23 protein-coding genes and 1 pseudogene are annotated in these 26,511 nt (G+C 60.9%); 2 read left to right on the forward strand and 22 right to left on the reverse strand.

Features of this window, described 5'->3' with window-relative positions:
• Positions 1 to 32: 32 nt before the first annotated feature.
• The 7 genes and pseudogenes from HMPREF2565_RS08830 to HMPREF2565_RS08860 form a co-directional block, all read right to left on the reverse strand.
• Positions 33 to 3,735, reverse strand: a pseudogene (locus HMPREF2565_RS08830) (DEAD/DEAH box helicase family protein); the annotation flags it as partial.
• A 112-nt stretch (positions 3,736 to 3,847) separates the two neighbouring features.
• A complete protein-coding gene (locus HMPREF2565_RS08835; RefSeq protein ID WP_070515593.1) occupies positions 3,848 to 4,984 on the reverse strand; it encodes a cysteine desulfurase family protein in 1,137 nt (378 codons plus the stop codon).
• On the reverse strand, positions 4,984 to 5,943 hold the full coding sequence (locus HMPREF2565_RS08840; RefSeq protein WP_070511595.1) for an electron transfer flavoprotein subunit alpha/FixB family protein: 960 nt from the start codon (positions 5,941 to 5,943) through the stop codon (positions 4,984 to 4,986). Before HMPREF2565_RS08840 ends, HMPREF2565_RS08835 begins: the two co-directional genes overlap by 1 nt.
• Positions 5,944 to 5,955: 12 nt before the next feature.
• Positions 5,956 to 6,756 carry an electron transfer flavoprotein subunit beta/FixA family protein gene (locus tag HMPREF2565_RS08845; protein ID WP_070511592.1) on the reverse strand — a complete coding sequence of 267 codons (801 nt, stop codon included), beginning with the start codon at positions 6,754 to 6,756 and terminating at the stop codon, positions 5,956 to 5,958.
• Positions 6,757 to 6,790: 34 nt separating this feature from the next.
• Entirely contained in the window at positions 6,791 to 7,939 is a 1,149-nt protein-coding gene (locus HMPREF2565_RS08850; RefSeq protein WP_070821223.1) for a THUMP-like domain-containing protein, read from the reverse strand.
• A 21-nt stretch (positions 7,940 to 7,960) separates the two neighbouring features.
• Positions 7,961 to 8,788, reverse strand: a complete 828-nt coding sequence (locus tag HMPREF2565_RS08855) for an NUDIX hydrolase (protein ID WP_049154926.1) — start codon at positions 8,786 to 8,788, stop codon at positions 7,961 to 7,963.
• Positions 8,789 to 8,884: 96 nt separating this feature from the next.
• Positions 8,885 to 9,733 carry an ABC transporter ATP-binding protein gene (locus HMPREF2565_RS08860; RefSeq protein ID WP_046648947.1) on the reverse strand — a complete coding sequence of 283 codons (849 nt, stop codon included), beginning with the start codon at positions 9,731 to 9,733 and terminating at the stop codon, positions 8,885 to 8,887.
• A 57-nt stretch (positions 9,734 to 9,790) separates the two neighbouring features.
• Between HMPREF2565_RS08860 and HMPREF2565_RS08865 the strand changes: the two genes are divergently transcribed.
• Positions 9,791 to 11,797 (forward strand): maltotransferase domain-containing protein, encoded by a 2,007-nt coding sequence (locus HMPREF2565_RS08865; protein WP_071407178.1) that lies wholly within the window; start codon positions 9,791 to 9,793, stop codon positions 11,795 to 11,797.
• A 106-nt stretch (positions 11,798 to 11,903) separates the two neighbouring features.
• Entirely contained in the window at positions 11,904 to 14,024 is a 2,121-nt protein-coding gene (gene glgB, locus HMPREF2565_RS08870; protein ID WP_071407179.1) for a 1,4-alpha-glucan branching protein GlgB, read from the forward strand.
• Between the two features lie 91 nt (positions 14,025 to 14,115).
• Here glgB and HMPREF2565_RS08875 read toward each other — a convergent pair whose 3' ends face one another.
• The 15 genes from HMPREF2565_RS08875 to atpB form a co-directional block, all read right to left on the reverse strand.
• The gene (locus HMPREF2565_RS08875) at positions 14,116 to 14,514 is read right to left on the reverse strand and encodes an arsenate reductase/protein-tyrosine-phosphatase family protein (RefSeq protein WP_071407180.1); all 399 of its coding nucleotides are present in this window, start codon (positions 14,512 to 14,514) and stop codon (positions 14,116 to 14,118) included.
• 47 nt (positions 14,515 to 14,561) lie between these two features.
• The gene (locus HMPREF2565_RS08880; RefSeq protein WP_070511583.1) at positions 14,562 to 16,139 is read right to left on the reverse strand and encodes a peptide ABC transporter substrate-binding protein; all 1,578 of its coding nucleotides are present in this window, start codon (positions 16,137 to 16,139) and stop codon (positions 14,562 to 14,564) included.
• 203 nt (positions 16,140 to 16,342) lie between these two features.
• A complete protein-coding gene (locus HMPREF2565_RS08885) occupies positions 16,343 to 17,278 on the reverse strand; it encodes a tetratricopeptide repeat protein (protein WP_071407181.1) in 936 nt (311 codons plus the stop codon).
• Positions 17,275 to 17,583, reverse strand: coding sequence for a thiamine-binding protein (locus HMPREF2565_RS08890; protein ID WP_049155059.1), 309 nt, complete (start codon positions 17,581 to 17,583; stop codon positions 17,275 to 17,277). Before HMPREF2565_RS08890 ends, HMPREF2565_RS08885 begins: the two co-directional genes overlap by 4 nt.
• A 10-nt stretch (positions 17,584 to 17,593) precedes the next feature.
• A complete protein-coding gene (locus tag HMPREF2565_RS14260; protein WP_080975079.1) occupies positions 17,594 to 17,878 on the reverse strand; it encodes a hypothetical protein in 285 nt (94 codons plus the stop codon).
• Positions 17,878 to 18,570: an endonuclease NucS gene (gene nucS / locus HMPREF2565_RS08895; RefSeq protein WP_071407182.1), complete on the reverse strand. Its 693-nt coding sequence runs from the start codon at positions 18,568 to 18,570 to the stop codon at positions 17,878 to 17,880. The genes HMPREF2565_RS14260 and nucS overlap by 1 nt, the downstream gene beginning before the upstream one ends.
• A gap of 23 nt (positions 18,571 to 18,593) precedes the next feature.
• A complete protein-coding gene (locus HMPREF2565_RS08900) occupies positions 18,594 to 19,079 on the reverse strand; it encodes a DUF2550 domain-containing protein (protein ID WP_070511579.1) in 486 nt (161 codons plus the stop codon).
• Positions 19,080 to 19,253: 174 nt separating this feature from the next.
• A complete protein-coding gene (locus HMPREF2565_RS08905) occupies positions 19,254 to 19,622 on the reverse strand; it encodes a F0F1 ATP synthase subunit epsilon (RefSeq protein WP_049155064.1) in 369 nt (122 codons plus the stop codon).
• Between the two features lie 10 nt (positions 19,623 to 19,632).
• Positions 19,633 to 21,081, reverse strand: coding sequence for a F0F1 ATP synthase subunit beta (gene atpD, locus HMPREF2565_RS08910; RefSeq protein ID WP_010187062.1), 1,449 nt, complete (start codon positions 21,079 to 21,081; stop codon positions 19,633 to 19,635).
• 3 nt (positions 21,082 to 21,084) lie between these two features.
• The gene (locus HMPREF2565_RS08915; RefSeq protein ID WP_070511577.1) at positions 21,085 to 22,068 is read right to left on the reverse strand and encodes a F0F1 ATP synthase subunit gamma; all 984 of its coding nucleotides are present in this window, start codon (positions 22,066 to 22,068) and stop codon (positions 21,085 to 21,087) included.
• A 56-nt stretch (positions 22,069 to 22,124) separates the two neighbouring features.
• A complete protein-coding gene (gene atpA, locus HMPREF2565_RS08920; RefSeq protein ID WP_010187069.1) occupies positions 22,125 to 23,765 on the reverse strand; it encodes a F0F1 ATP synthase subunit alpha in 1,641 nt (546 codons plus the stop codon).
• A gap of 60 nt (positions 23,766 to 23,825) precedes the next feature.
• The gene (locus tag HMPREF2565_RS08925) at positions 23,826 to 24,641 is read right to left on the reverse strand and encodes a F0F1 ATP synthase subunit delta (RefSeq protein WP_010187070.1); all 816 of its coding nucleotides are present in this window, start codon (positions 24,639 to 24,641) and stop codon (positions 23,826 to 23,828) included.
• Between the two features lie 6 nt (positions 24,642 to 24,647).
• On the reverse strand, positions 24,648 to 25,220 hold the full coding sequence (locus HMPREF2565_RS08930; RefSeq protein ID WP_010187072.1) for a F0F1 ATP synthase subunit B: 573 nt from the start codon (positions 25,218 to 25,220) through the stop codon (positions 24,648 to 24,650).
• A gap of 45 nt (positions 25,221 to 25,265) precedes the next feature.
• A complete protein-coding gene (locus HMPREF2565_RS08935) occupies positions 25,266 to 25,508 on the reverse strand; it encodes an ATP synthase F0 subunit C (RefSeq protein WP_010187073.1) in 243 nt (80 codons plus the stop codon).
• 98 nt (positions 25,509 to 25,606) lie between these two features.
• Complete coding sequence (gene atpB, locus HMPREF2565_RS08940; protein WP_049155068.1) at positions 25,607 to 26,419, reverse strand: F0F1 ATP synthase subunit A; 813 nt, start codon at positions 26,417 to 26,419, stop codon at positions 25,607 to 25,609.
• Positions 26,420 to 26,511: the final 92 nt, after the last annotated feature.

The following is a 26,511-nucleotide window of genomic DNA, read 5'->3' on the forward strand; positions in this document are numbered from 1 at the left end:
AATCAACGCACTCTAAAACCGGAAGGGCCCTCAAACTCCTCCGACCGCTGATTCAGCCAGTCCCCCTCCTTGTTAGGAACAATTGACTGCCAACCCAAATTATTGATAGTTGCATTAACCACATCTTCAATCTTCTGCGCCTTGGAGGCATAGTCAGGCGAAGCTGCATAATGCAATTCAAAAGACTTCTTGTTTGCGCTCTTCACGCCGATAGCAATAGAAATACCTACACGAATATCAAATACATTTCCCCCTTCCCGCTTCGCGACATCTCCAGCAGTGCGAGAATTACCCCTCAGGTTGAATATGTAGAGGTCAGTGAAATCCTCTGCCATGGACAAACGAATACCGCCACCGGTATTTCCATCAATCCAACCATTATTCGTGACAAAAATAACTACACCCTGATCTCCAATCCTGTCAGTTGCCCAACGGAAGGCACGAAGGTAGGAATCATAAAGTGAGTTCTTATTTGTTGCGGTGGACCTAGCAGCATAAGTTTCCGAGATCCGCTCATCTAGACTTGGATACTTCTGATTCGCGTTGAGGTCATTGGCGGATTTTTGACCAACTGAGTACGGCGGATTACCAATCACCACGTTGATGGGTGCTTTCTTCTGACGCTCGATGGTCTCATTGTTCTCGCGGAAGATGTTGAGGTCTGGGATGTCACCTTCTTCGTGGATTTGGAAGGTATCGGCCAGCGCGATGTTGGTGAAAGGCACGTACTCGGGTGCAGGTTCGCCGTTGCGCAGGGCTGCCTCTTCGCGCAGAGCGTTGTAGGTGGTCTCAATGTTCACCGCGGAGACGTAGTAGGCCAGCAGCATGATTTCCGTGGCGAAGAGCTCGTTGGCGTACTTGCGGGCGAGGTCTTCCGGTTTGATAAGACCGGATTGCAGGAGGCGAACAGTGAAAGTAGAGGTTCCCGCGAAGGGGTCGAGGATGCACACTCCCTCATCGGTCAATCCCTTGCCAAAGTGCTTCTTGGATACATCGTCGGCAGCACGCAGGATGAAATCGACAATCTCGACTGGGGTGTAAACGATGCCGAGAGCCTCGGATTGCTTCTTGAAGGCCTTGCGGAAGAAACGCTCGTAAAGCTCCTTGATGACCTGCTGCTTGCCTGAAGCGGAATTCACCTCAGAAGCACGGACGCGGACGGACTCGTAGAACTTTTCCAGGGACTCGGTTTCGGTATCGAGGTTTGCCTTGGACAAGGCCTTGACCATCTTCTCCATGACTTGGGCCACGGGGTTGTGGGTGATGAAGTCATGGTTCTCAAACAGCGCGTTGAAGACTGGTGCCGTAATGAGGTGCTGCGAGAGCATCGAGATGGCATCTTCTTCGCTGATGCCATCATTGAGGTTATTGCGCAGGCCTTCGACGAAGCTGTCGAATTCGGTGCGGAGGGAGCCATCGGCGCCGTCGAGAAGCGCCCTAATGCGGGTGATTTGGTTCTCCGCGATGGTAGCGACGTCGTCGGCCCAGTCTTCCCAGTAAGTGCGGGTGCCGACCTTGTCCACCAGCTTGGTGTAGATAGCTTCTTGCCACTGTTCCAGCGGAAACAGTGCCATCTGTTTAGCGAGATCCCCGCGTCGCTCTGCTTCGTCAATATCGCCGCCACCGATATTCGCGTCGCTGCTATTGAGCTTCTCCCGAGGGTCTTCTTCCTTCTTGGCATCGTTTGGATCGTCAGGAATCGGATTGACAGGGATTGGGATGATCGGAAGATCATCGGGTTTACCGTTAAGCGCAATCGAGTTAATCTTCGCGTTGAAGCGATCATCGTGGGCGCGCAGCGCGTTGAGGATCTGCCAGACCACCTTGAAGCGCTGATTGTCGTTGAGTGCTTCTGCTGGGGAGACGTTGCTGGCAACGGCCACGGGCAGGATGATGTAGCCGTAATCCTTGCCTTCGGACTTGCGCATGACACGGCCGACGGACTGGACCACGTCCACCATGGAGTTGCGGGGGTTGAAGAAGATGACGGCGTCCAGCGCCGGAACGTCTACGCCCTCAGAAAGACAGCGCGCATTGGTGAGCATGCGCGACTGTTGCCCCCCCCCCTGAAGGAGCCTCCAGCCAGGAAAGCTTGGTGCCGCGCTCCATGGCGTTCATGCTGCCATCAACGTGCTGGGCGGCGACGTTTAGGTCGACGTTGGTGAGGGAGACGTCGTTAAGCACTGCCTTTTCTTTGAGCAACTCTTGGTGTGTACCGATGAGTGAGGGGTAAGTCTCCGCAATGAGTTGGGAGGTCTTGATGTCCTTGGCGAAGGCCACGGCGCGCTGCATGGGCTGGGCGTCTTCCTCAAAGCCGCCCTTCTTGCCCTGCAAATCGCCGGAGCGCTTGGCCAGGCCGTTCCAGGCGCCAATCATGGCAGACGCTAGAGAAAGGTTGACCTGGTTGTTCTCACTGTGGGCCATGGCTTGGGCGGCCACGGATTCATCCACGGTCATGACGAGCACCTTGTAGTCAGTGAGCAGGCCCTTGTCCACGGCCTCGCCGAAGCCAAGGCGGTAGAACTCCGGGCCGTAGATGGCTTCATCATCCATGGAGGCCAGCTCCGCGGAGTGCTCTTCGGCCTTGCCCTTGACGGCTTCGTCATAAAGGCGTGGGGTGGCTGTCATGTAGAGGCGCTTGGCTGCCTTGATGTAGTCGGCATCGTGGACGCGGACGAAGTTGCTGGCATCCTCCCCGGCCAAGGTGATGCCGGTGGTGCGGTGGGCTTCATCGCAGATGACGAGGTCGAAATCATCGAGGCCTACCTGCTGGGCATCGTGCACCGCCTGGATGGACTGGTAAGTGGAGAAGACGATGTTGAGGCCCTTGGCGCGCTTGCCGGATTCAAAGCGCGTGGTGATGTCCTTGCCTTCGGTAGAAACTGGGACTTCAAGGTCGTAGACGGCGATGTCTTCGGCCTTCTTGGAAACCTTGCTATCGGAGCACACCGCGAAGGCGCGCATGTCGAGGCGGCCCTGGGCGGTCCACTCCTTCAGAGTTTGGGAGAGCAAGGAGATGGACGGCACGAGGAAGAGGATGCGGGCCTTGCCGCCGTTGTCCTCAGCAACGCGCTCCGCTAGGCGCAGCGCGGTGAAGGTTTTTCCGGTGCCGCAGGCCATGATGAGCTTGCCGCGATCATGGGTCTTGAAGCCTTCGATGGCTTTGTCGATGGCCGCCTGCTGGTGCGGGCGGGGCTCAAAAGTCTCACGTTGGGAGAGGTTGATCTGGATGGTCTTATCGCGTATCTCCGAGCCAGGGAAGGCCACGTCCCAGTTGATGGGTGACTCCGCAATCGCGGAGATGCCAATGCGGCTGGTCGGAATAATCTGATTGGCCAGAGCATCCTCCGCGTGGGAGGACCAGTGGTCCGTGGTGGAGATGATCAGGCGGCTGCCAAAGTGCTGGCGGCCTTCTTCAGTGTCAAAAGAATGCCCGGAAGCCTCGAAGAAGGAATCCAGGTGGGACTTCTGGATGCGTGCCTTGGAGTCATAGAACTTGCACTGAATGGCGGTCCACGTGCCGTCATCCACGCGGCGAGCTACCAGGTCAATGCCGGTATCCGCCTTACCACCGTTGTAACGCCAATCCGTCCAGCGGTAGACCTCATCGAATTGGTTCTTCAAGGTCGGGTCGGTCTTGAAATAGTTGACCATCAGCTTCTCAAAGGCAATGCCATATTTAGCCTTTGGTTGGTTTTCACGCAGCTGTTCTAGGACCTCAGAGAACTTCGACATGACAACATTGTGCCTGATGGGCTATCGGCTCCGTGGCACAACACCGAAGATTGCGAAACGCGTTTGCTCGCCTTTGTCTTTGGGCGTCGGTACTGGCCGGGAGCTGTTGTGTTTACACCGACCGCGCGCGGCGAATAATCTCTGGAAGTTCGTTGATAACCACGTCGATGTCCTCTTCAGTGGTCATTCGTCCCAGGCTAAAGCGCAGGCTGCCGCGCCCGTGTTCCTCGTCAATGCCCATGGCTTCCAGCACGTGGGACATGCGGTTGACACCGGCGTGGCAGGCGGAGCCGGCGGAGGCTTCGATACCGGCGGCGTCGAGAAGCATGATGAGGCTGTCACCATCCGTACCCGGGAAGGACACGTGCAGGTGGGAGGCCAAGGTGGGCTCGGTGGAGTTGATGATGACGTTGTCGATGCTGTCCTCAATGCCGGCCTTGAGCTTGTCGCGGAGTGCCGTCAGGCGGGTGTCTTCCTGCTCCATTTCCGCGACGGACTCGCGCAGGGCCGCGGCGAGCGCGCTCGCACTCGCGACGTCGACGGTGCCGGGACGGATGCCGCGCTCCTGGCCGCCGCCGAAGGCGATGGGTTGAGGCGCCGGGGTACGGCGTGCGAGCAGCAAGCCAATGCCGCGGGGCCCGCCGAACTTGTGGGCGCTGGCAGCGAGTGTGGTGGCACCCAGCTCATGGAAGTTGATGGGTAGCTTGCCGGCGACCTGCACGGCATCGATGTGCACTGGGGTGTTCTGCGCGGCGGCGCGCTGAGTGATGTCCGCGACCGGCTGTATAGCGCCGGTCTCGTTGTTAGCCCACATGCAGGTGGCAACCGCGGCCGGGGTATCCAGGGCGCTTAAGTCGCTGATGTGGCCGGTGGAATCGACCGGCAGCAGATCCACGGTGGCGCCATGCTCAGCGCGGAGCTTCTCCACGGTCTCAAGGACGGCGGGGTGCTCGATGGGGGTCGAGATGATGCGCTTCTCCGCCTCCGGTGCTGCGCTTTGCGCAGCACGGAAAAGACCCTGGATGGCAATGTTATCCGCCTCCGTGCCGGAGGAGGTGAAGACTACCTCGATGGGTTCGCAGCCCAGCAGCTCGGCGACGGTCTCGCGGGCGTCGTCCAGCACGGAGCGTGCCTTACGCCCGGAGCCATAGGCCGAGCCGGGGTTGAGGGACCCGGCGGCGTCGACCCATGCGTCGATGGCGCACTGGCGCATGGGTTGGGTAGCTGCGTAATCGAGGTAGCGAGGCATTAGTTGCCGGCCCCCTTGCGGGACTCAAGCTCGGAGACCAGCGCCGGGGCGATCTCGTGGAGGTCGCCCACCACACCGAGGTCGGCGATCTGGAAGAAAGGCTCGTCCTGATCCTGGTTAACCACGACGATAGTCTCCGAGGTCTGCATGCCTGAGGTGTGCTGGATGGCGCCGGAGATGCCGAGGCCGATGTAGAGCTTCGGGGAGACGGTCACGCCGGTCTGGCCCACCTGGTGGGCCGGGTCGTAGAAACCTTCGTCCACGGCGTCGCGGGTGGCGCCGACGGCGCCACCGAGGACGTCGGCAAGCGGCTCCACCACGTCGGCGAACTTATCGCCCACGCCGCGGCCACCGGCGACGACGACCTTCGCGGAGGTCAGCTCCGGACGGGCGGTCTTCTCTGCCGGAGTGAAGGAGGTGACGGTGACGTCCTTCACGGTGGCGGCGGGCAGCTCGAAGGGAGCGGGTGCCGCGGTGACCGGCTGGGGTTCGGCAGCCACGGAGCCAGGGCGCAGAGTGTAAACCACGGAACCAGTGGCCGTGGAGGAGGTCTCGTAGGAGCCGCCGAAGATGGTGTGGTGCGCGGAGCCATCAGCATTGATGCCGTCGACGTTGACCAGGGCGCCCGAGCCCAGGCGGGCGGCGAGGCGGCCGGCGATCTCGTTGTTAGTCGGAGTCGCAGCCAGCACGATGGGCGCCGGGTTATTGGCGGCCAGGGCGTGGAGGGCGTCGACCTCCGGGGTGACGATGCGCTGCTCATAGTCCGCGGCGGTCGCCTGCACTACCTGGGCTGCACCGAAATTACCCAACTCGGCATCGAAGGAGGCGGCGGTAGCGGCATCCTTCGCCACGACGACGGCGGAGACGGTACCAAGTGCGCGGGCGGCGGTGATGAGCTCACCAGTGACGGGGCTCAGCTGCTCTGCTTCGTGCTCAACTAGGACATAAACGTGAGACATAATTTTTCTCCTTTAACCCTCGATGAGATTCTTGGCGGCCAGGAAGTCCGCGACCTTGGCGGCAGCCACGGCCGGATCAGTATCCGTGATGACCTCACCGGCGGTACGGGCCGGGCGCTGCGCGGAGGCGGTAACCGTGGTGGTGGACGGCACGCCATCAATGCCCAGGTCGGCCACGGCGAGCGTGGTGACCTCAGCCTTCTTGGCGGCCATCAGGCCCTTGAAGTTGGGGAAACGCGGCTTGTCGGCCTTGTCCGTAAAGGACAGGATGGCCGGCAGGTTGGCGCTGAGTTCCCAGTGGCCGTGGACATCTTCACGGGTACCGGTGGCGGTGGCGCCGGCCAGGGAGGCTGCCTTGAGCTCAGTGAGCGCGGGCAGCTGACGGTACTCGGCCAGCAGGCCGGCAATGAGACCGGTGGAGGCATCCGAGGAGTTATTGCCCAGGGTGATGACCTGGACCTCGCCGAACTTCTCGGCCACCTTGTTGATGGCGGCGTTAAGAACCCAGGCGGTGGCCAGGGCGTCGGCGCCAGCGAGGGCGTCATCCGTCACGTGCACGGCGTGATCCGCGCCCATGGCCAGGGCCTTGCGCAGGGCCTCATCGGCAGCGGCCGGGCCCATGGTGAGTGCGACGACCTCGTAGCCGGCGTCGGCGTTATCGTCGCGCAGGCGCAGTGCCTGCTCGACGGAGTACTCGTTGACCTCATCGATGACGTTATCCACCGAGGTGCGGTCCAACGTGTGGTCCGCCTCCAGGGTCTTCGTTGACCACGTATCCGGTACGTGCTTGACCAGAGCCACAATGACTGGCATGTGGGCACTTCCCCTTCCGTAAATTTTGAAACTATTAGGGTGCGTAATTACCTTCGGTCGATACTACTCGCGGTCCGCACAACACCGCGACTCCCTTCGTTCCAATGCGTGTGACCACGAGCGTCTTGGCGGTCGACCCCTTCAACTTGAGCTTCTTGCGCAGCTGATCCGGGTTCACGTCTTGCCCGCGTACCAGGATTTCCAGCGAGCCAACGTCGTGAGCCGCCATAGCCGCCTTGAGCTTCTTCATGGGGACCATCTCGATGAATTCAAATCCGGACGTGCCGTGAGGCAGGCGGTCACCGGTGAGGTAAGCAATGCGCGGGTCCAGTTGGTGCAGGCCTTCCCGCGCGGCGTAGTGGCGCACCAGCCCGGCGCGCACGATGGCGCCGTCGGGGTCGATGAGGAAGCGGCCGATGGGGCCGGCCTCAGGTAGCTCGTGCTCTGCGACGTCGTCGATGACGTCCGTGTGGATTCCATCTGGCGTGGTACTGAGGACCACTGCCCTTTTCCCTGTTCCCAGGCCTGGGGTGTACAGGCAGGTTTCCTTCACCCCTCCGTCAAGGCTGACTACGCAGGCTAGGCCTTCCCATTCGGAGTGGTCGATGCCGGGTGCGCATTTGATGGCCATCTCGCTGTGGGTGGCCAGCAGATCTGCTGGCGGGGGCAGAAGTTGGTCCAGGCGGGTAATGCGGTTGCCGCCTTGGCGCCGGGCGGGGTCGGCGATGCAGACTTCGGCGGTGGTCGTGGTGGTCAGAGCATCAGCGCGAAAGACGGGATGCTCAATGTTGTGCTGCGCCATGGCTACGCGTGAGGCGTCCAGGTCGCTGCCCACATAAGCACCGGGACGATAAGCCTGCCCCTCGGTGCCGATAGAACACGTGAGGTCGTGGACCATGTCCACGTTGCGTTCCTGAAGGAACTGCGCGCGATAAGCCGCCACTGCGGGTGGAGTGGCTTGTTGGGCGGAGTCGTGGTCCATGAGCCACTGCCCCGGCAGCTTTCCGGAGCTGCGGGCTTGGATGAGTTCGGCCACGGCACGCCCGTAGTCACCAAAGTGGGCCTGCAGCTTGGCGACGTCCCGCAGGTGCGCCTTCTTGGTCCCCTCCAGGTCTGCTGCGGCGGCGTCGATCGCGGCGGCGTGCTCGCATAGGAAGGCAACTTCGTCCAGGGTGTAGCTCATGCAGGTTTCTTCAGGGGTGGATTAAATTCGGTCGACGGGAAAAGTGGTGAAGTATTCGCGGTAGCGCTCGTCATCGCGCGGGTCGCCGATAATTGGGCGTAAGTCGGAGAAAGAGGCATCATCTAAAACCTCTTTAACGCTGGAATAGGACGTGAGGCGCTTGAGCTGCGCCCACGTCGGGATGGCCAGGCGCACCAGCCCGGCGCGCCATCCGTCGAGGACCAGTTGGGGGTCGAACCAGCCGGCGTCATCGGCTTCGCCCGTATCCCCATCGGGTTCTTGGCCCTCGGGCAGTACACCGATAAAGAAGAAGGTGTCGAACCAGTGGTTGTTATCTTCGCCGGCCCAGCGGGACCAAGGCAGCAGCATGTCGGCGTCGACACGCATGCCGTTGTGCTCAAGGAACTCGGTGAAGGAAATCTCGTGGGTTTCTAGCAGCTCGCGCTCGCGGTGGTAACGAGAGGCGTCGGAGACCAAGCCGTCCTCGCGGATGGCTAACAGCGTGCCGGCCTCCTCGAAAAGCTCCCGGGCGGCGGCGAAGACAAGGGCGTGTGCCTTGTACTTGGTTACGCCCATGCGGCGTGCCATGGACACCACTGAGCGGCCTGCCCACAGTTCGCCAGAGTCCCAGGTTCGGGGCGGGAAGTCACGCGGGTCTACCCCGCCGCCGGGAAAGACGACGTGGCCGGGGTAGTTGCGCATGGTGCGCACGCGTTCTTGGATCCACACGCGCAGCCCCTCGGCCGTATCGCGCAACAAGAGGACAGTAGCGGCCAGACGTGCCCCGTTAAAGCCCGTTGTTTCGCCAGGGTCGATGGCGTCAAGGCTGTCGTGGATGGACTGACTCATGCAACTTTCCGTGTCTGCAGGCTGGGGGGCAGAATTCGAGAGGTATACGTCGAGGGTGTGTACTGAGGTTTTGTACTGAGAGATATGTACTAGGGGTTAGCGGACTCGTCGGGCGAAGTACCTCTCCCCGATGCGATCCACCTGGATAGGTTGGTGGAAGGCCTTGGAAAGGTTTTCCGACGTCAGGACAGAGTTAATGAGTCCTTTGGCCACGACCTTACCCTCATCCAGGAGCATCGCATGGGTAAATCCGTAAGGGATTTCCTCCACGTGGTGGGTAATCATGACAATCGCCGGGGCATCCGCATCGAGTGCTAGGTCCCCCAAGTAGCCCACGAGGTCCTCACGGCCGCCCAAGTCCATGCCCGCGGAGGGCTCATCCAGGATGAGCAGCTCCGGGTTAGCCATGAGCGCGCGGGCGAGGATGACGCGCTTCTTTTCTCCCTCGGAGAGCGTGCCCCAGGTCCGCTCTGCAAGGTGTGCGGCGCCGACTTGTTCCAAGATCTCGTCGGCACGGGAGAAGTCCATGTCTTGGTAGTCCTCACGCCAGCGGCCGAGGACCGCATAGCCAGCAGACACGACGAGATCATCCACGCGCTCGTTGTCCGGGATGCGGTGCTGGACGGCAGCGGAAGAGATGCCAATGGCGGCGCGCAGATCGCGCATATCCGTTTTGCCCAGGCGCTCACCCATGAGGAAAGCCACGCCAGCGGACGGGAATTCTTCGGCGGCGGCCATGCGCACCAGGGAGGTCTTGCCCGCGCCATTGGGGCCGATGATGACCCAACGCTCATCGAGCTCCACCTGCCAGTCGACGGGCCCGACCAGCGTGCGCCCGCCGCGTCGTAGCTCGACGCCGCGGAAGTCAATCAACCAATCCTCGTCGGTTTCCATCAGTTCAGGGTCTTGCTGGCTCAATTGCTCTGGAGTGTTCACACGCACCATTGTGGCCGATATCCTCCTTCCCCGGTGAAACTGACACAGCTGCATTATTCTATGGGCATGACTCAACGCCTTGGTATCGACGATGTCCGCCCCTCCCTCTCCGGTAATGCCGCCTCGAAGGCCGTAGTCGGAGAGGTTGTTCCTGTCACCGCGCTGGTGTGGCGCGAGGGCCACGATGCCGTCGCCGCGACGCTGTCGGTGTGGAACACCGAATCCCCGTCCACCTCCGCCGTGACCATGACCGTGGACCCGGAAGACCAGGACCGAGTCCACGGGGTGTTTACTCCGGCGACTCCCGGGCGTTGGTTCTTCCGCATCGATGCCTGGTCGGATCCGATGTCCACGTGGCGCAACGCGGTGATCAAGAAGATGGAGGCGGGGCAATCCGCACAGGAGCTCAGCAACGATCTGTTGCACGGCGCCGAGCTCTTCGAGGAGGCGGCCATCCAGTGCCCGAGCGATAAGGCGGAGCTGCTCTTTCAGGCGTCGAAAGAGCTCAAGGATGACACGGTGGACGTCGACAAGCGCGTGCGTACCGCGCTCTCCGAGGAGGTCGCCGAGATCCTCCACCACCACCCGCTGCGCCACCTGCTGGTCGAAGGTGACATCCACGAGGTCCTGGTAGAGCGCCGCGATGCCCTCTACAACTCCTGGTACGAGCTCTTCCCGCGCTCGACCGGCGGGTGGGATGACGAGGGTAACCCCGTGCACGGCACGTTTAAGACCACAGCGCAGGCACTGGAGCGCGTGGCTGCCATGGGTTTCGACACCGTCTACTTCCCTCCCATCCACCCCATTGGCGAAGTGCACCGCAAGGGCCGCAACAACTCGGTGGTGGCTGAGCCTGGTGATGTGGGCTCGCCGTGGGCCATTCAGGACCACTCCACCACGCACCCGGAGCTGGGCACCATGGAGGACTTTAAGGAGCTGGTCAAGAAGGCCGCCGACTTGGGCCTGGAGGTAGCACTGGACTTGGCGTTGCAGGCCTCCCCGGACCACCCGTGGGCCAAGACCAACCCGGAGTTCTTCACGGTGTTGGCCGATGGCACCATCGCCTACGCCGAGAACCCGCCGAAGAAGTACCAGGACATTTATCCGCTGAACTTTGATAACGATCCGGATGCCATCTATGCCGAGATCTACCGCATCGTCATGATTTGGGTGGAGGCTGGTGTCACCACCTTCCGCGTGGACAACCCGCACACCAAGCCGGCCAATTTCTGGAACTGGCTGATCTCCAAGGTACACATCACCCACCCGGAGGTCATCTTCCTCTCCGAGGCCTTTACCCGCGCCCCGCGTCTGTTCGGTCTGGCCAAGGCAGGATTTACGCAGTCCTATACCTACTTCACGTGGCAGACCTCCAAGCACGAGCTCACCGAATTCGCGCAGATGCACGTGGAGCAAGCCGATATCTGCCGGCCCAACCTCTTTGTCAATACCCCGGATATCCTCCACGAGTCCCTGCAGACCGGCGGGCGCGCCATGTTCGCCATCCGCGCCACCCTGGCGGCCACGCTCTCCCCGCTGTGGGGCGTGTACTCCGGCTTCGAGCTCTACGAGCACCAAGCAGTCAAGCCGGGCAGCGAGGAATACCTCGATTCGGAGAAGTACGAGCTGCGCCCGCGTGACTTCCAGGCCGCAGTCAAGTCTGGTGACTCCCTGGAATCCTATATCCGCCTGCTCAACCTCATCCGCCGCGAGAACCCGGCCCTCCAGCAACTGCGCACGCTGCGCTTCCACAACACCGATAACGAGGCCATCATTGCCTACTCCAAGGCTGATCCCACCACCGGCAACGTGGTGCTCGTGGTGGTCAACCTGGATCCGCGCAATGCACAGGAGGCCACAGTCTTCCTGGATCTTGCCGCCGTGGGCCGCCACCCGGGCGATCACTTCACGGTGCAGGACACCATCAGTGGAGCTGCCTACGAGTGGTCCGACCGTAACTTCGTGCGCCTGGAACCGCTGCGTGACGTCGCCCACATCTTCATCCTCCCGCCGGCCCACCATGACCTGCAGGAACGCATAGCGTGGCGCCGGGTGAACGACTACCGCGCCTAAGCTTTAAAGCCGCTGAAACCCCGCGCTGAACCCGTACCCCCTTCATAGGTAGCGCGGGGTTTCTTTTAGGCCCCGCGAGCGGGCGTTGTTCGGTAATTTGGTCTGTATGAACATCCCGGCCTCAGACCTCGAACGCCTCAACCACTGCCGCCACCACGCGCCCCATGATTTCTATGGGTGGCACGACGGAACCGTCCGCACTCGCCGCCCCGGTGCCGAAGCCGTCGAGCTCGTCACCGCCACCGAAACCCTCGCCATGCGCGCGGTTGGGGATGATATCTGGGAGGCCTCGCTCGCCGAAGAAGCAGACTACCGCCTGCGCATCACCTACCCGGGCCAGCCCGCCGTCGAGGTAGCGGACGGCTACCACTTCCTGCCTACCCTGGGCACCCTGGATCAGCACCTCATTGGCGAAGGCCGCCACGAGCGCCTCTGGGAGGTCTTGGGCGCCAACCTCAAGAGCTACACCACCGACTTGGGTGAGGTCGAAGGAACGGCGTTTGCCGTGTGGGCACCCAACGCGGAAGGCGTGGCCGTGGTCGGTGACTTCTGCGGTTGGAACCCTACCCAGTACCCCATGCGTTGCCTCGGCTCCACGGGCATTTGGGAGGTTTTCATCCCGGGTGTAGGCGAGGGCGAGCGCTATAAGTTCGCGGTCCATGGCAAGAACTCCCCGCGCATTGACAAGGCCGACCCCCTGGCCAAGCGCACCATCGCCCCGCCGGAGACCGCCTCCGTGGTGGCCCGCTCCAGCTTCGAGTGGAGCGACGAGGAGTGGATGAGCAAGCGCAACGGCGACCTCGACGTCCCGATGAGCGTCTACGAACTTCACGTCGGTTCCTGGAAGGTGGGTGCTAACTACAACACCTTGCGCGAAGAGCTCATCCCCTACCTGTTGGAGCATGGCTTTACCCACGTGGAACTGCTACCTGTAGCCGAGCACCCCTTCGGTGGATCCTGGGGCTACCAGGTCTCCGGCTACTACGCTCCCTCCGCGCGCTGGGGCACCCCGGACGAGCTACGCGCGCTCATCAACGACCTGCACAAGGCAGGCATCGGCGTCTTCGTTGACTGGGTTCCCGCGCACTTCCCCAAGGATGAGTGGGCGCTGGGCCGCTTCGATGGGCAGGCACTCTACGAGCACCCGGATCCGCGCCGCGGCGAACAGGCTGACTGGGGCACGTACGTCTTCGATTTCGGCCGCAACGAGGTGCGCAATTTCCTCGTGGCTAACGCCCTGTACTGGGCTGAGGAGTTCCACGTGGATGGCCTGCGAGTCGACGCCGTTGCTTCCATGCTCTACCTGGACTACTCCCGCGAGGAATGGCTGCCCAATATCTACGGCGGGCGCGAGAACCTTGAGGCCGTCCAATTCCTCCAGGAAACCAACGCCACCCTGAACCGCACCCACCCGGGCGTGCTGACCATCGCGGAAGAGTCCACCTCCTGGCCAGGCGTAACCGCCCCGACGCATGAGGGCGGACTGGGCTTTAGCCTGAAGTGGAACATGGGCTGGATGAACGACACCTTGGAGTACTTCAAGCACGAGCCGATTCACCGCCGCTACCACCACGGTGAGCTCACCTTCTCCATGGTCTACGCCTATTCGGAGCGCTACGTGCTCCCCTTTAGCCACGACGAGGTGGTCCACGGCAAGGGCTCCTTGTGGGAGCGCATGCCGGGCGATGACTGGAACAAGGCCGCGGGCCTGCGCGCACTGTATGGCTACATGTTCTCCCACCCGGGCAAGCAGCTAATGTTCATGGGCCAGGAGTTTGGCCAGACCACCGAATGGGCAGAGGGGCACTCCGTGGACTGGTCCAATTTGGAGGGCTGGGGCAACGAGTGGCACCACGGCATTAAGCGCCTGGTGCGCGACCTCAACGCGGTGTACAAGCAACAGCCGGCCCTGTGGACTCAGGACTTTACCCAGGCTGGCTTCCAGTGGGTCAAGGCTGACGACGCCAATAACAACATGCTCGGCTACGTGCGCTACGGCAAGGACGGCTCCGCGCTTCTGGCGGTGTGCAACTTCTCCGGCAGCTCGGTGCCCAACTATGACCTCTGGGTGCCGCGCGATGGCGAGTGGGAGCTGCTCATCAACACAGACGACGCCGTCTACCAAGGCGCTGGCAACGACCTTGCCCACCGCGTGCGCTCCGAAGGCAACCCCGTCCAGCTGCACCTGCCGGCCAACTCGGTGCAGTGGTACGCCTTCCGTGGCTAGTTTCTCAAAATACAACTGCCCGAGTTGCCAAAGATCACCGCTGGGATCGAATTCCAGCCCCTAGTTTTGGCAACTCGGGCAGTTTCAGTTTTCAGTCCTGCGCGTGACCATCAAGGAAAGCTCTTACGCGAGCATCAATGTCATCGCGCAGCGCATCCATACGCTCTTCTCCCTCTAGACCACGCACGGACGGGTCCTCAATCTCCCAACGCTCAGCCACTCCGTCGTAGTCGGCATCACCGACGATAATGACGTGATCCACCGAAGACGCGAGGCCGGCATCAAGCAGCGTCGGCGTACCTTCCATGTCCGCTCCGACCTTTGCAAGGGAAGCCTGCGCCTCGGCGTTCACCCCCTGCTCACGGTGCTGTTCAGTGGTCTTTACGCCTGCGGAGTGAACTTCCCAATCGGGCGCATGCTTCCTAGCTAAGGCAGCCGCCATCTGAGACTTGCCCCGGTTGGTATTGCAAAGAAAAAGTACGGAGGTCATGCCTCCGCACTTTAGTCATATTGCGGTGTGTCTGTAGGACCAGATCCCTAGTTCTTCTTCACCGCGTAGTACACCGGCAGGGACTTCCAGTTGAATGTCACGTCCTGGACGTTCTCCGACCACCCGCCGACCACGTTCGGGTAGAACAGCGGGATGGAGGGAAGGTCACGCAGCAGCAGCTCCTGTGCCTGGTTGTAGAGCTTCGCGGCTTCCTCCTCGTTCGCGGCGCCGTTGGCCTTCACAATCAGTTCATCGAATTCCGGGTTGGAGTACTTCGAGTCATTCGAAGCTACGCCCGTGGTAAAGTTTGGCCCAAGGAAGTTACCCATCGAGGGATAGTCGGCGAACCACGCCGTGCGGTAGGCGCCGTCCATACGCTCGGTGCGGTAGGCATCGCGGAAGGACTTGAAGTCCGGGTAAGGGTTGCCCACGGCCTGGATTCCCAGCGCGTTGCTGATGCTGTTAGCCACCGCATCAGCCCAGTCCTTGTTGTCACCATCGGTGTTATAGTTGATCGGGAACGTGCCTTCAAAAGCACCGTACTTCTTGTCGGCCTCCGCCCACAGCTTCTTGGCTTCCTCCGGGTTATAGTCCAGGTTCTCCGAACCCGGCAGGCTGTCGTTGTACCCGTTCAGCACCGGTGAGGTGAACTCCCGGGCCGGGGTGCGGGTGCCATGGAAGATGGTCTCCGCGATCTCCTCACGGTTGATGGCCATCGAGATTGCCTTGCGTCGCAGCGTGCCCTCTTCCCCACTGAAATGAGGCGTTTCTACGTGGATGGACATCTCCAGGTAGGTGGCAGCCGGCTTGGTCTCCTCGCGGCCGGCCAGGTCCTGCTCATAGCTGCCGAAAGCGGATGAAGGAATGGCTTCGAGCACATCGAGGTTATTCGCCAGCAGGTCCATGTACGCAGCACTAGAGTCGGCGTAGAAGGCGAATTCGATGCCGTCGTTCTGCGCTGCGCGGTCGCCCTTATACTCCGGGTTCGGCTCGATGATCAGGTTCTGGTTGTGGTTCCATTCCTTGATCTTGTACGGACCGTTGGACACCGGGGTCTCGCCGAAAGCCTGTGGGTCCTCCAGTGCGGCCGCAGGCACCGGGAAGTACGCGTTGTAACCTAAGCGGCTCGGAAAGTCGCTTTCCGGTTGGGTGAGCTCGATGGTGAAGGTGCGCTCATCGATGACCTTGAGGCCCTCCATTTCTTTGACGCCTTCACCGTAGCCCTTAATGGAGGAGAAGAAGCTCTCATTGAGCTGTTCGTTGGCTACAGCGTAGTTCCACGTATCGACGAAAGTAGCCGCGGTTACGGCGGAGCCATCGGAGAACTTCAGGTCCGGCTTGAGCGTGACCTTGTAAGTCTTGTCCCCTTCCTTGTCAATGGACTCGGCCATCTCGTTGTGCACGTTGCCGTCAGCGTCGTAGTACACCAATCCGGAAAACAGCATGTCGACGATGCGTCCGCCACCGTTCTCATTCGTCATCGCGGGGATAAGCCCCTGCTGCGGCTCGGTGCCCAGAACGCGAACATAGTTGGCGCCGCCGGCACTATCGGAGCCGTCGCTTCCGCAGGCGGCAAGGGTAAAAGCAAGAGAGGCGGCGCCGACGACGCCGAGGAGCTTGCGCATGAGAGTCCTCCTGAAAGAGTTAAACAACCAGTGTGCGTGATAACACTAGAAGGAATGTAGCATGCTTCAACTCACATAATAGATTTAACGCAAAAGACCCTCAGAGAGGACTCAGTTGAGTCATCCTGAGGGTTCAACCCGCGACAGTCCTGGAAGGTCACTCTCGGCCCCAGCACAAGCCGGGCACTATTACTACGCCGTCTTTAGTACAGCGCGCTTGCCAGCTTCGTGCGCGCAGCAAGCACGCGAGGGTCGCCGGAGTCGAAGAGCCCAAAGAGCTCCAAGAGGCGAGTCTTGAGCTGCTCCTTGTCATCCCCGGCGGTGCGCTTCATGGCGTCGATGAGGCGCTCGAAGGCGCGGTCAGGGGCACCGGCGACAACCTCCGCGTCGGCGGCATCGAGCTGCTTGGCCACATCCTCCGGGGCGGCATCCGCCGCGGCGATGGGATCCTCGCTGCGATTAGCTGGGTCCAAACGCTTGAGCAGCAGTGTGGTGTCGCGCGCTTGCTTAATCTCCACGTTGTCTGGCTCGGCGGCCAAGATCTCATCGTAGGTCGCAATGGCCGCATCGAAATCGCCGCGGTTGAGTGCGTCTTCCGCAAGGCTCAGGCGCGGATCCGCTGCTTCCTCTGCGGGGCTCTCCCCCGCCTCGCCCTGTTCAGACAAGCCCTTGAGCTGGGGGCCGAGCTTCTCAACGATCGCCGCGATCCACTGCTCCAGGTTCTCACGCGGCTGTCCGCCCTCGAAGTTGGTGACTGGCTGGCCGGCTGCAATGGCAACGGTGGTCGGCAGATTCTGCACGCCGAAGACCTGCGCCACCTGGGGCACCACATCAGCGTTGATATATCCGACGATGAACTTCAGCCCACCGGCGGCCGCCATCTCCTCGAAGTCCTTCTTGAGCTGCTCGGAGGCCGGGGAGCGCGGCGAGCCAATCAGGGCGATAACCGGCACTTCCGCGGAGCGGCGCACCAGGTCATTCTCGAAGTTCTGCTCGGTGACCTCGAAGAAGGGCGCGATCCCTCCGCCGGAGCTAGCGGCTCCGGCGCTTGCAGCCTGTGTCTGGGCTTGCGCCCGTGCCTCCGCCTGCTGCTTGATAGCACCCAGGTCGAGGGCTCCTCCTACGTACGGTCCGGTCACTTATTCTCCTCCAGGTAACGGTTAACGGAATCTACTTTTTGGGTGATTTGCCCGGTCACGCCTTCGCGGATATCGGCCTTAATCACCAGGCTCGTGCGCGGCGACACGGCGCGTACGGCATCGGTGGCCTCCTTAATGACCGCGAAAACCTCGTCCCATTCACCCTCAATGATGGTGAACATGGAGTTGGTCTCATTGGGCAAGCCCGAAGCACGGACAACACGCACTGCTTCGGCCACGGCCTCGGACATTTCAGCGCTTTCATCGCCCACGACAGTGGGCGCTACGGAAAAGGCAACAATCATGCCCGCCATCCTACCGCCGGTCCCAGCAGTGCCGGTGCCAGTGTCGACGGTCCTCACCGCGCCCACCGGTATCCCGTGGCCAGGCCACGATGTGCGCCACCCCGGGAGGGATGTTTTGGTTGCATCCTGGGCAGACGTAATACTTCTGGGCGGCAGCGCTGCCGACGTGCCGCATGATGAAGGGCTCGCCATTGGTCCAGCTCGGCCCTGCCACCGTCTGCGAGCCTAGGAAAGCGCTGCCATCGCGCGGCAGCGAGCGCGGCTCCTCGCGGATTCTGCGGTTGCGGCGTGGCACTAGAACAACCGCAGCTCGTTGGATTCGATACCGCGCAGCTCCTGATAGTCCAGGACCACGCAGCGAATGCCGCGGTCCTCCGCCAGTGTCCTGGCTTGGGGCTTGATTTCCTGCGCGGCGAAGACACCATGCACGGGTGCTAGCAAATCATCGCGGTTAAGCAGTTCGAGGTAGCGCGTGAGCTGCTCGACGCCATCGATGCCCCCGCGGCGTTTGACCTCCACGGCGACGAACTCGTTCTCAGCGTTCTTCGCCATAATGTCCACCGGGCCAATAGCCGTGGGGTACTCGCGGCGCACCAGAGAGTACTTCTCCCCCAACGTTTCGATGTGCTCGGCCAGCAGCTCTTGCAGGTGGGCCTCCACACCGTCCTTGACCAAGCCCGGATCTTCACCTAGCTCCGTGTCGATATCCTGGTGGATCGCAGCAATGGTGATGCGCAGCTGCTCACCCTTGGGGTTCTCCACCAGCCACAGCTTTTCCCCGGTGTCTTCGCCATCGATATCCTCAATCGCTGACTCCTCAAAGGTGCACGGCGGCGTCATCCAGTTCAAGGGCTTGTAGGCGCGATCATCCGCGTGGATGGACACCGAACCATCGGCCTTAATGAGGATGAGCCGATCCGCCATCGGAAGGTGGGCGTCGAGGCGGCCGACGTAGTCTACGGAGCATTGGGCGATGACAAGACGCATGTCCTCTACCCTATCGTTGAGCGCTACTTCTTAGGTAAACGGGTAGCCCGTTGGCGCATCTGGTGATAGTCCAGCTTTTCTTGGCGCTTCGACGGAGCCGACTCCACCCACGCGTTCAGGGCCATAATGCCCTGCGCATCGGAGGCAATCTCGTAGTCCCGCCCATCGATGCGAATCTGGATAATTTGGTGATCCGAGGGCATAAAAGAAGCCTCGTCATCGTCCATCGGGCGAGTCTTACCCAATTCGATGTCGAGGCGATTAAAACGCTTGTTGGCGCGCGGCATGACGGAGCGAAGCTTAAAGTAATTCATATACTCGCCGTCATAGCGCACGAGACCATGACGCCAAGAATGAGAGTCCTTCGACGGTAGTTGGCGCAAAAGGATGCTCGTGCCGCGGGAGCGCACGGTGAAAAAGCGCACCGCCGCCAGGATGAGGAAAACCAGAAGGACCAGTGCACACAGACCTAAAAGAATTGTTAGCCCCTGAAGCACCTGAGAATTCATGGGTTGATTGTACCGCCGTTGGAGTAGACAACGCTAGTCATTGCTCAGAGTTACTCGTCTTGGGGGCGGAGAAGACGAAGGAACCCCACCCCCTCTTAGCGAGGTTGTGGGGTTCCTAAGTGAAAGTGGGAAGGGCGGTCATTGCTGCCCGTCGGTTCCCTCTCCGCTCATCCGTTAGCTGTTGAAGCGGCGTACGGCGCGCAGTGCAGCTTCGCCGCGAGACCTTGTCAACTCACGCTCAGACTTCAGGTCTTCCTGTGCCTGGGCTTCATCGACCTCGCGGGCCCAGATGGCCCAATCGGCGAGGACGGTGATCTTGTTCTCGGACACGGAGAGGAAGCCACCCTGGACAGCGGCGACGCGACGGTCGCCGTCGACTGGGTGGATGGTCACAACACCATTGTCGATCAACTGACCGACCATGGGCTCATGACCAGGAAGCACGCCGATCTCACCCTCGGTGGTCTCAGCCGTCACCATGGTGGCCTTGCCGGTCCACAGCAGGCGCTCGACGGAAACCAATTCGGCGGTGATGTCAGCCATGTGCCTCTCCCTACTTCTTCTCAGTCAGCTTCTTGTACGCAGCCTCGACGTCGTCCAAGCCACCCAGGCCGTTGAAGGCCTGCTCCGGGTAGTGGTCGAATTCGCCGTTGCAGATGCGCTCGAAAGCATCGATGGTATCGGCCAGCGGCACGTAGGAGCCCGGCAGGCCGGTGAACTTCTCTGCGACGAAGAAGTTCTGGCCCAGGAAGCGCTCGATACGGCGAGCACGCTGAACGGTAATCTTGTCTTCCTCAGACAGCTCATCCATACCAAGGATGGCGATGATGTCCTGAAGCTCCTTGTTCTTCTGCAGAATACCGATGACGCGCTGTGCAACCTCGTAGTGGCGCTCGCCCACGATGGACGGCTCCAGAATACGAGAGGTAGAGGTCAGCGGGTTCACTGCCGGGTAAATACCCTTCGAAGCAATACCACGGTCCAACTCGGTGGTGGCATCGAGGTGGGCGAAGGTGGTCGCCGGAGCCGGGTCGGTGTAGTCATCGGCCGGCACGTAGACGGCCTGCAGGGAGGTAATGGACTTACCCTTGGTGGAGGTAATACGCTCCTGCAGCACACCCATCTCATCAGCCAGAGTCGGCTGGTAACCCACGGCGGAAGGCATGCGGCCCAGCAGGGTCGACACCTCAGAACCGGCCTGGGTGAAACGGAAGATGTTGTCGATGAACAGCAGCACGTCCTGGTTCTGCACATCGCGGAAGTACTCCGCCATGGTCAGGCCGGACAGAGCCACGCGCATACGGACTCCTGGCGGCTCATCCATCTGGCCGAAGACAAGTGCGGTGTCCTGGAGAACGCCCATCTCTTCCATCTCGAGGAAGAGGTCGGTGCCCTCACGGGTGCGCTCGCCGACGCCGGCGAAGACGGAGGTACCGGAGAACTCGCGTGCGATACGAGTAATCATCTCCTGGATAAGAACGGTCTTACCCACACCTGCACCACCGAACAGGCCGATCTTGCCGCCCTTCACGTACGGGGTCAGCAGGTCGATGACCTTAATACCGGTCTCCAGAATCTCGGTCTTACCCTCGAGCTGGTCGAAAGCCGGCGGCTCGCGGTGGATGCCCCACTGCTCGCCATCGCGGCCCAGACCCGGCTGGTCAAGGCAGTCACCGAGGGCGTTGAAGACGTGGCCCTTGACCACATCGCCCACCGGGACGGAAATCGGCTTGCCGGTGTCGGTCACGGCGGCACCGCGGACGAGGCCGTCGGTCGGAGCCATGGACACGGCACGGACGAGGTTGTCACCGAGGTGCTGAGCGACCTCAAGGGTGACGGTCTTTGCAACAGCCTCGAGGGTCACCTCGACGGTCAGTGCGTTGTACAGTGCCGGCAGCCCGCCACGCGGAAACTCCACGTCGACGACCGGACCGATGACACGCACCACACGGCCGGCGGTAGCCGACGACTGTGTGTTCTGCTCTTGCAGAGCTGTAGTCATAATCTAGTCACTTTCTGCGCTTTCGGCGAGCGCCCCAGCGCCACCGACGATCTCTGTGATTTCTTGGGTAATCTGCGCCTGACGGGCCTGGTTGGCCACGCGCGAGAGGTCCTTGACCAGCTCGGTAGCGTTGTCGGTTGCAGACTTCATTGCGGTACGGCGTGCGGCGGACTCGGAGGCCGAGGACTCCAAGAACATCGCAAATAGGAGGCGAGACACGTACTGCGGAAGCAGCGCTTCCATCAGGGTGTCCGCATCCGGCTCGAAGTCGTAATCAGGGGTGATCTGATTGTTCGGCTCGGCGTCGGAAAGCGCGGACTCACCCAGGTTGTAGTCCTCTTCCTCGATAACCGGTACCACCGGCAGCAGCTGCTGCACACGCGCGGTCTGGGTCAGCATGGACTCGAACTCGGTGTACACGACGTGTACCTGGTCGAAACCGCGAACGGTCTCGCCCTCCACGTTAATGCCCTCGCGGGTCTTGGCCTGGCCGTTCGAACCGGCGACGAAGCCGTCGATAATGTGGCGGCGCACATCGTGCGTCTTTTCCCAGGTCGGATCCTGCGAGAATCCAGTCCAGCTGCCTGCGACCTCGTCCTCACGGAACTTGTAGAAGCCAACGCCCTTGTTGCCGGTCACGTAGCGGACGGTCTCGAAACCCTCGCTCTTGAGCAGGGCTTCCAGCTCGGCCGCCTTCTTGAAGATGTTGTTGTTGTAGCCACCGCACATACCGCGGTCCGAAGAGACCACGAGAATAGCGGCAACCTTCGCATCTTCGCGTTCCCGGAGCATCGGGTGATCCAAGGACGTGTGCGCCGCCAGCTTGTTAAGCACGTTGGACAGTTCACGTGCATAAGGCTGCGCCGCTTCTACCCTGGCCTGAGCCTTGGTAATGCGCGAGGTAGCAATGAGCTCCTGTGCCTTGGTGATCTTCTTGGTGGAATTGACGGACCGGATACGGTCACGCAGTTCACGAAGATTAGCCATGGTGTTCGCTCCTCCCTTCTTTTTCTAGACGGTTAATTCTTAGAGCGTGCGAAACTCTATTTGGCCGTCTTGCGGGAGACGTTGAGCTCGGTCTTATTCACATCATCCGCGGCGAGCGGGTCAACCGGCGCCTCGGTACCAAGGTTGTTGCCCTCGGTCGTGCGGAAGGACGGAGTGAAGTCCTTTGCTGCTGCAACAAGTGCATCCTTGGACTCGTCGGTCAGAGCGGTACCGCCCTGGATCTGCTCGAACACCTGCGGGGTTGCAGAGTTGAGGTGGTCGTGCAGCTCCTTCTCGAAGCGGCGTACGTCCTCGACGGGAACGACGTCGAAGATGCCCTGGTCTGCGAGGAAGATGGACACCATCTGGTACTCGACAGGCTGCGGGGAGGACTCGGACTGCTTGAGCAGCTCGACGAGGCGCTCACCGCGCTCCAGCTGAGCCTTGGAAGCCGGATCCAGGTCGGATGCGAAGGCCGCGAAGGCCTGCAGGTCACGGTAGGCAGCCAGCTCGAGACGGAGGTTACCGGCAACCTTCTTCATACCCTTGGTCTGTGCGGCACCACCAACACGGGAGACGGACACACCGACGTTAATTGCCGGACGGACGCCCTGGTTGAACAGGTCGGACTCCAGGAAGACCTGGCCGTCGGTAATAGAAATAACGTTGGTCGGAATGAAGGCGGAGACGTCGTTCGCCTTGGTCTCAATGATCGGCAGTGCGGTCATGGAACCTGCACCCATGTCGTCAGAGAGCTTTGCAGCACGCTCCAGCAGACGGGAGTGGAGGTAGAAGACGTCGCCCGGGTAAGCCTCGCGGCCCGGCGGACGGCGCAGCAGAAGGGAAATCGCACGGTAGGCCTCAGCCTGCTTGGTCAGATCATCGTAAATGATCAGGACGTGGTTGCCCTGGTACATCCAGTGCTGACCCAAAGCTGCACCGGAGAACGGTGCCAGCCACTTGAAGCCGGCGGCGTCGGATGCCGGAGCAGCCACGATGGTGGTGTACTCCAGAGCGCCGTGCTGCTCCAGGGTGTGGCGCACACCAGCAATGGTGGAGCCCTTCTGGCCGATGGCGACGTAGATGCAGCGGACCTGCTTGTTCTTGTCGCCAGACTCCCAGTTAGCCTTCTGGTTCAGGATGGTGTCGATACAAACGGCGGTCTTACCCGTCTTACGGTCACCAATGATCAACTGACGCTGACCGCGACCAATCGGGGTCATCGCGTCAATAGCCTTGATGCCGGTCTGCATCGGCTCTTCCACCGGCTGACGCTGCAGCACGGACGGTGCCTGCAGCTCGAGGACGCGGTCCTCTTCAGCGGTGATCGGGCCCATGCCGTCAATCGGCTGGCCCAGGGGGTTGATAACGCGGCCGAGGAATTCCTCGCCCACAGGGATGGAGAGAACCTCGCCGGTCCTCTTGACCTCGTCGCCTTCTTTAAGCGACTCGAAGTTGCCCAAGACCACGACACCGATGGAGTTGGTGTCAAGGTTCTGTGCGACGCCAATTACGCCGCCGGGGAACTCGAGCAGCTCATTCGCCATGACGGACGGCAGGCCCGAAACCTGCGCAATACCGTCAGCTGCCGAAATGACCACGCCGACCTCCTCACGGGAGGCCTCCGCGGAGTAGCTCGAGGTGTAGTTCGCAATCGCGCTACGGATCTCGTCGGAGGAGATCGTCAGCTCCGCCATGTTCTTCCTGCTCTCGGTAGTATCTTCCAGCAATTACTTAATCGTTTCTGTCGTTTCGGCTTATGCCATCTGCGCGCGAAGGCGAGCAATCTTGCCTGCCGTCGAACCATCGATGACTTCGTCGCCGACGCGGATGGTCATACCACCGAGGAGGCTGGTGTCAACCTCAGAGTGGATGGACATCGCACGACCATAAATTTTGCCCAGCTTTTCAGCGAGTGCTGCCCGCTGGCTATCGTTCAGCTCACCCGCCGAGGTCACGCGCGCGATGGTACGGCCCTGCAGCTTGGCTGCAGTGTCCGCCAATCCGGCGAGATCATCAATCGGGTTCTGCTCCGGGCGGCCAATGGCCTGCAGCGCAAGCGCTTCAGTAACCATCGTGACCTTGCCGTAGAGCACGCTTGCCAGCAGCCCAACCTTGCGGTCGGACGTCGCAGTACGGTCTGAAAGCAGCTGGGTCAGTTCGCCTTCGCGGTCAAGCACGCGCGACAGGGAGAAGAGTTCGTCTTCCACCTGGCCCAGCTTGCCCTCAAACTCAGCGCCGCGCAGCAGTGCGCGACGGCCAAGGATGATAAGGCCGCGGGCGATATCACGCGGGGTCGACCACTGTGCGGCGGCTGCCTCCTGGAGCACCTGCAGTGCTACCGGGGAAACCTTGCCGCCGAAAAGGGTCTGGACCAGGGACTTGCGCTCCTCAGAGGTGGAGGCGTCGTCGGTCAGCGCGACGCGCAGCTCGCGGTCGCCGTCGAGAACGCGGACCACCTCAAAGAGGTCCTGGCCTGCCTGGGTAGCAGTCGCCACCGAGCGGTCACCGGAGAGGAACTCATCCAGCTTGGACTCAACGGTAGCGAGTGCTTCGCGGCTAGCTGCCTTCATCGTTGCCTACTTTCCGGCCGGTGCCACAGTGTCGAGCTCGGACAGGAAGTTATCAATGGTGGAGGACTGCTTGGTGGCGTCCGAAAGTTCGCCGCCGAGCAGCTTCTCTGCCAGGTTGATGGAGTTCTGTCCGATGTCGGAACGCAGCTCAGACACGACCTGTGCGCGGGAAGCTTCAAGCTGCTTCTCGCCAGCGGTCAGAATGCGACGAGACTCTTCTTCTGCAGCTTCCTTAGCCTCTGCCTCGATCAGCTTGCCGCGCTCGCGCGCCTGCTCACGAATCTCCGCAGCCTCTGCTCGCGCGTCAGCGAGCTGAGCATTGTACTTTTCCAGAGCGGCCTTTGCTTCGGCCTGCTGAGCCTCCGCACGCTTAAGGCCACCTTCGATCCGGTCTTCACGCTCCTGCAGCATCTTGTTGTATGCCGGAAGAACGAGCTTCCAGAACACAATCAGGATGATGGTGAACGGAATGATCGACCAGACCAAGTCGTACATCTTGGGCAGAAGGATAGAGTTGCCCGACTCGAGGGGCAGGGTTTCACTTCCTTCTGCTGCAAGGTAGTAAATGACGTTGTTCATGGGGCTCCGTTCTTAAAGTTCGATTTACTTTGTGTAAAGCGCTCTTTAGAACAGGAAGCCTGCAACGAGGCCAATCAGGGCGAGGGCCTCAACGAAGGCGATACCCAGGAACATGGTGGTACGCAGCTGGCCAGCCATCTCCGGCTGACGTGCCATGCCCTCGACGGTCTTGCCGACGAGGATACCGATGCCCAGACCCGGGCCGATGGTTGCGATGCCGTAGCCGATGGCGCCGAGGCCCTTGAGGGTGGACTCGTCAGCAGCCTGAGCAAGAATGATTTCGTTCATGATGAAAGTCGTTCCCTTTCAAAGTTTTCCCACGGATTCTTCCGCGGGGGATGTGGTGGTTTTGGGGTATTTAGTTAACCGCGAGGTTCGCGTTGTTGTTAGTGCGAATCTGCATGCAGCGACAGTTCGATGTATACCGCCGTCAGCAGGGCGAAAATGTATGCCTGCAGGAAGATGACGATAATTTCGTACAGCGTGAACAGAACCGCTGCGACCAGAGTGAGGCCACTCAGTGCGGTCCAACCGTTGAACTGGAAGAAGAAGAAGTTCGTTGCCGAGTACAACAGGACCAAAATGAGGTGGCCAGCCAGGAAGTTCGCCATCAGACGAAGAGCCAGCGTGACTGGGCGCATGACAAACGTAGAGAAAGCCTCAATCGGCACGACAAGCACGTGCAGCAACGGCGGCAGGTTAGGAATAACCACCGAGGACTTGATGAACTTGCCGAAGCCAAAGCGCTTGGCGCCGGCGTAAATCATGGCGATGTACGCGACGACAGCCAGCACGATTGGCATACCAATACGAGCGTTCGGAGAGATGTTTAGAGCTGGAACAATAGTTGCTACGTTCCAGAACAAAACACCGAAGAAGATCGTGGCCAAGATCGGAAGGAATCGACGTCCTTCCTTGCGGCCCAAGATGTCTTCTGCGATGTGAATTCGTACGAAGTCAATCGCATGCTCCGCTACGTTTTGCAATCCTTTAGGAACCAGCTTCGGGTTCCTGAAGGCGACAACAAAAAGGAGCACCAGGATGGCCGCCATGAACAGACGAACCAGCATGATGCGATCCAAAGCGAACCAACCGTTGGCGAAATCGGCGAAAAGAAGATCGACGACTTCACCATCATCGGTTACGTGCCCCGGGAAAAATTCTGGATCCAGTTCGGGTGCGTGAAACTCACCCTTCATGGCCAATGTCGTAACGCTCAGCGTTCTCTCCCGTGTTCGGGCCACACAGCTTGTCGAAGGCTATGTGGTGCGATGGACGTCTCAAGCTCTTT

Source organism: Corynebacterium sp. HMSC072A04, from assembly GCF_001809235.1.
Taxonomy (GTDB): domain Bacteria; phylum Actinomycetota; class Actinomycetes; order Mycobacteriales; family Mycobacteriaceae; genus Corynebacterium; species Corynebacterium hiratae.

Coding starts and splice junctions, on each gene's coding strand:
- HMPREF2565_RS08865 (WP_071407178.1), top strand. CDS start 9,791: ATGACTCAACGCCTTGGTATCGACGATGTCCGCCCCTCCCTCTCCGGT.
- HMPREF2565_RS08855 (WP_049154926.1), bottom strand. CDS start 8,788: ATGAGTCAGTCCATCCACGACAGCCTTGACGCCATCGACCCTGGCGAA.
- HMPREF2565_RS08835 (WP_070515593.1), bottom strand. CDS start 4,984: ATGCCTCGCTACCTCGATTACGCAGCTACCCAACCCATGCGCCAGTGC.
- HMPREF2565_RS08860 (WP_046648947.1), bottom strand. CDS start 9,733: ATGGTGCGTGTGAACACTCCAGAGCAATTGAGCCAGCAAGACCCTGAA.
- HMPREF2565_RS08900 (WP_070511579.1), bottom strand. CDS start 19,079: ATGAATTCTCAGGTGCTTCAGGGGCTAACAATTCTTTTAGGTCTGTGT.
- HMPREF2565_RS08930 (WP_010187072.1), bottom strand. CDS start 25,220: ATGAACAACGTCATTTACTACCTTGCAGCAGAAGGAAGTGAAACCCTG.
- HMPREF2565_RS08875 (WP_071407180.1), bottom strand. CDS start 14,514: ATGACCTCCGTACTTTTTCTTTGCAATACCAACCGGGGCAAGTCTCAG.
- atpA (WP_010187069.1), bottom strand. CDS start 23,765: ATGGCGGAGCTGACGATCTCCTCCGACGAGATCCGTAGCGCGATTGCG.
- atpB (WP_049155068.1), bottom strand. CDS start 26,419: ATGAAGGGTGAGTTTCACGCACCCGAACTGGATCCAGAATTTTTCCCG.
- HMPREF2565_RS08840 (WP_070511595.1), bottom strand. CDS start 5,943: ATGTCTCACGTTTATGTCCTAGTTGAGCACGAAGCAGAGCAGCTGAGC.
- glgB (WP_071407179.1), top strand. CDS start 11,904: ATGAACATCCCGGCCTCAGACCTCGAACGCCTCAACCACTGCCGCCAC.
- HMPREF2565_RS08935 (WP_010187073.1), bottom strand. CDS start 25,508: ATGAACGAAATCATTCTTGCTCAGGCTGCTGACGAGTCCACCCTCAAG.
- nucS (WP_071407182.1), bottom strand. CDS start 18,570: ATGCGTCTTGTCATCGCCCAATGCTCCGTAGACTACGTCGGCCGCCTC.
- HMPREF2565_RS08905 (WP_049155064.1), bottom strand. CDS start 19,622: ATGGCTGACATCACCGCCGAATTGGTTTCCGTCGAGCGCCTGCTGTGG.
- HMPREF2565_RS08890 (WP_049155059.1), bottom strand. CDS start 17,583: ATGATTGTTGCCTTTTCCGTAGCGCCCACTGTCGTGGGCGATGAAAGC.
- HMPREF2565_RS08925 (WP_010187070.1), bottom strand. CDS start 24,641: ATGAAGGCAGCTAGCCGCGAAGCACTCGCTACCGTTGAGTCCAAGCTG.
- HMPREF2565_RS08845 (WP_070511592.1), bottom strand. CDS start 6,756: ATGCCAGTCATTGTGGCTCTGGTCAAGCACGTACCGGATACGTGGTCA.
- HMPREF2565_RS08915 (WP_070511577.1), bottom strand. CDS start 22,068: ATGGCTAATCTTCGTGAACTGCGTGACCGTATCCGGTCCGTCAATTCC.
- HMPREF2565_RS08880 (WP_070511583.1), bottom strand. CDS start 16,139: ATGCGCAAGCTCCTCGGCGTCGTCGGCGCCGCCTCTCTTGCTTTTACC.
- atpD (WP_010187062.1), bottom strand. CDS start 21,081: ATGACTACAGCTCTGCAAGAGCAGAACACACAGTCGTCGGCTACCGCC.
- HMPREF2565_RS08850 (WP_070821223.1), bottom strand. CDS start 7,939: ATGAGCTACACCCTGGACGAAGTTGCCTTCCTATGCGAGCACGCCGCC.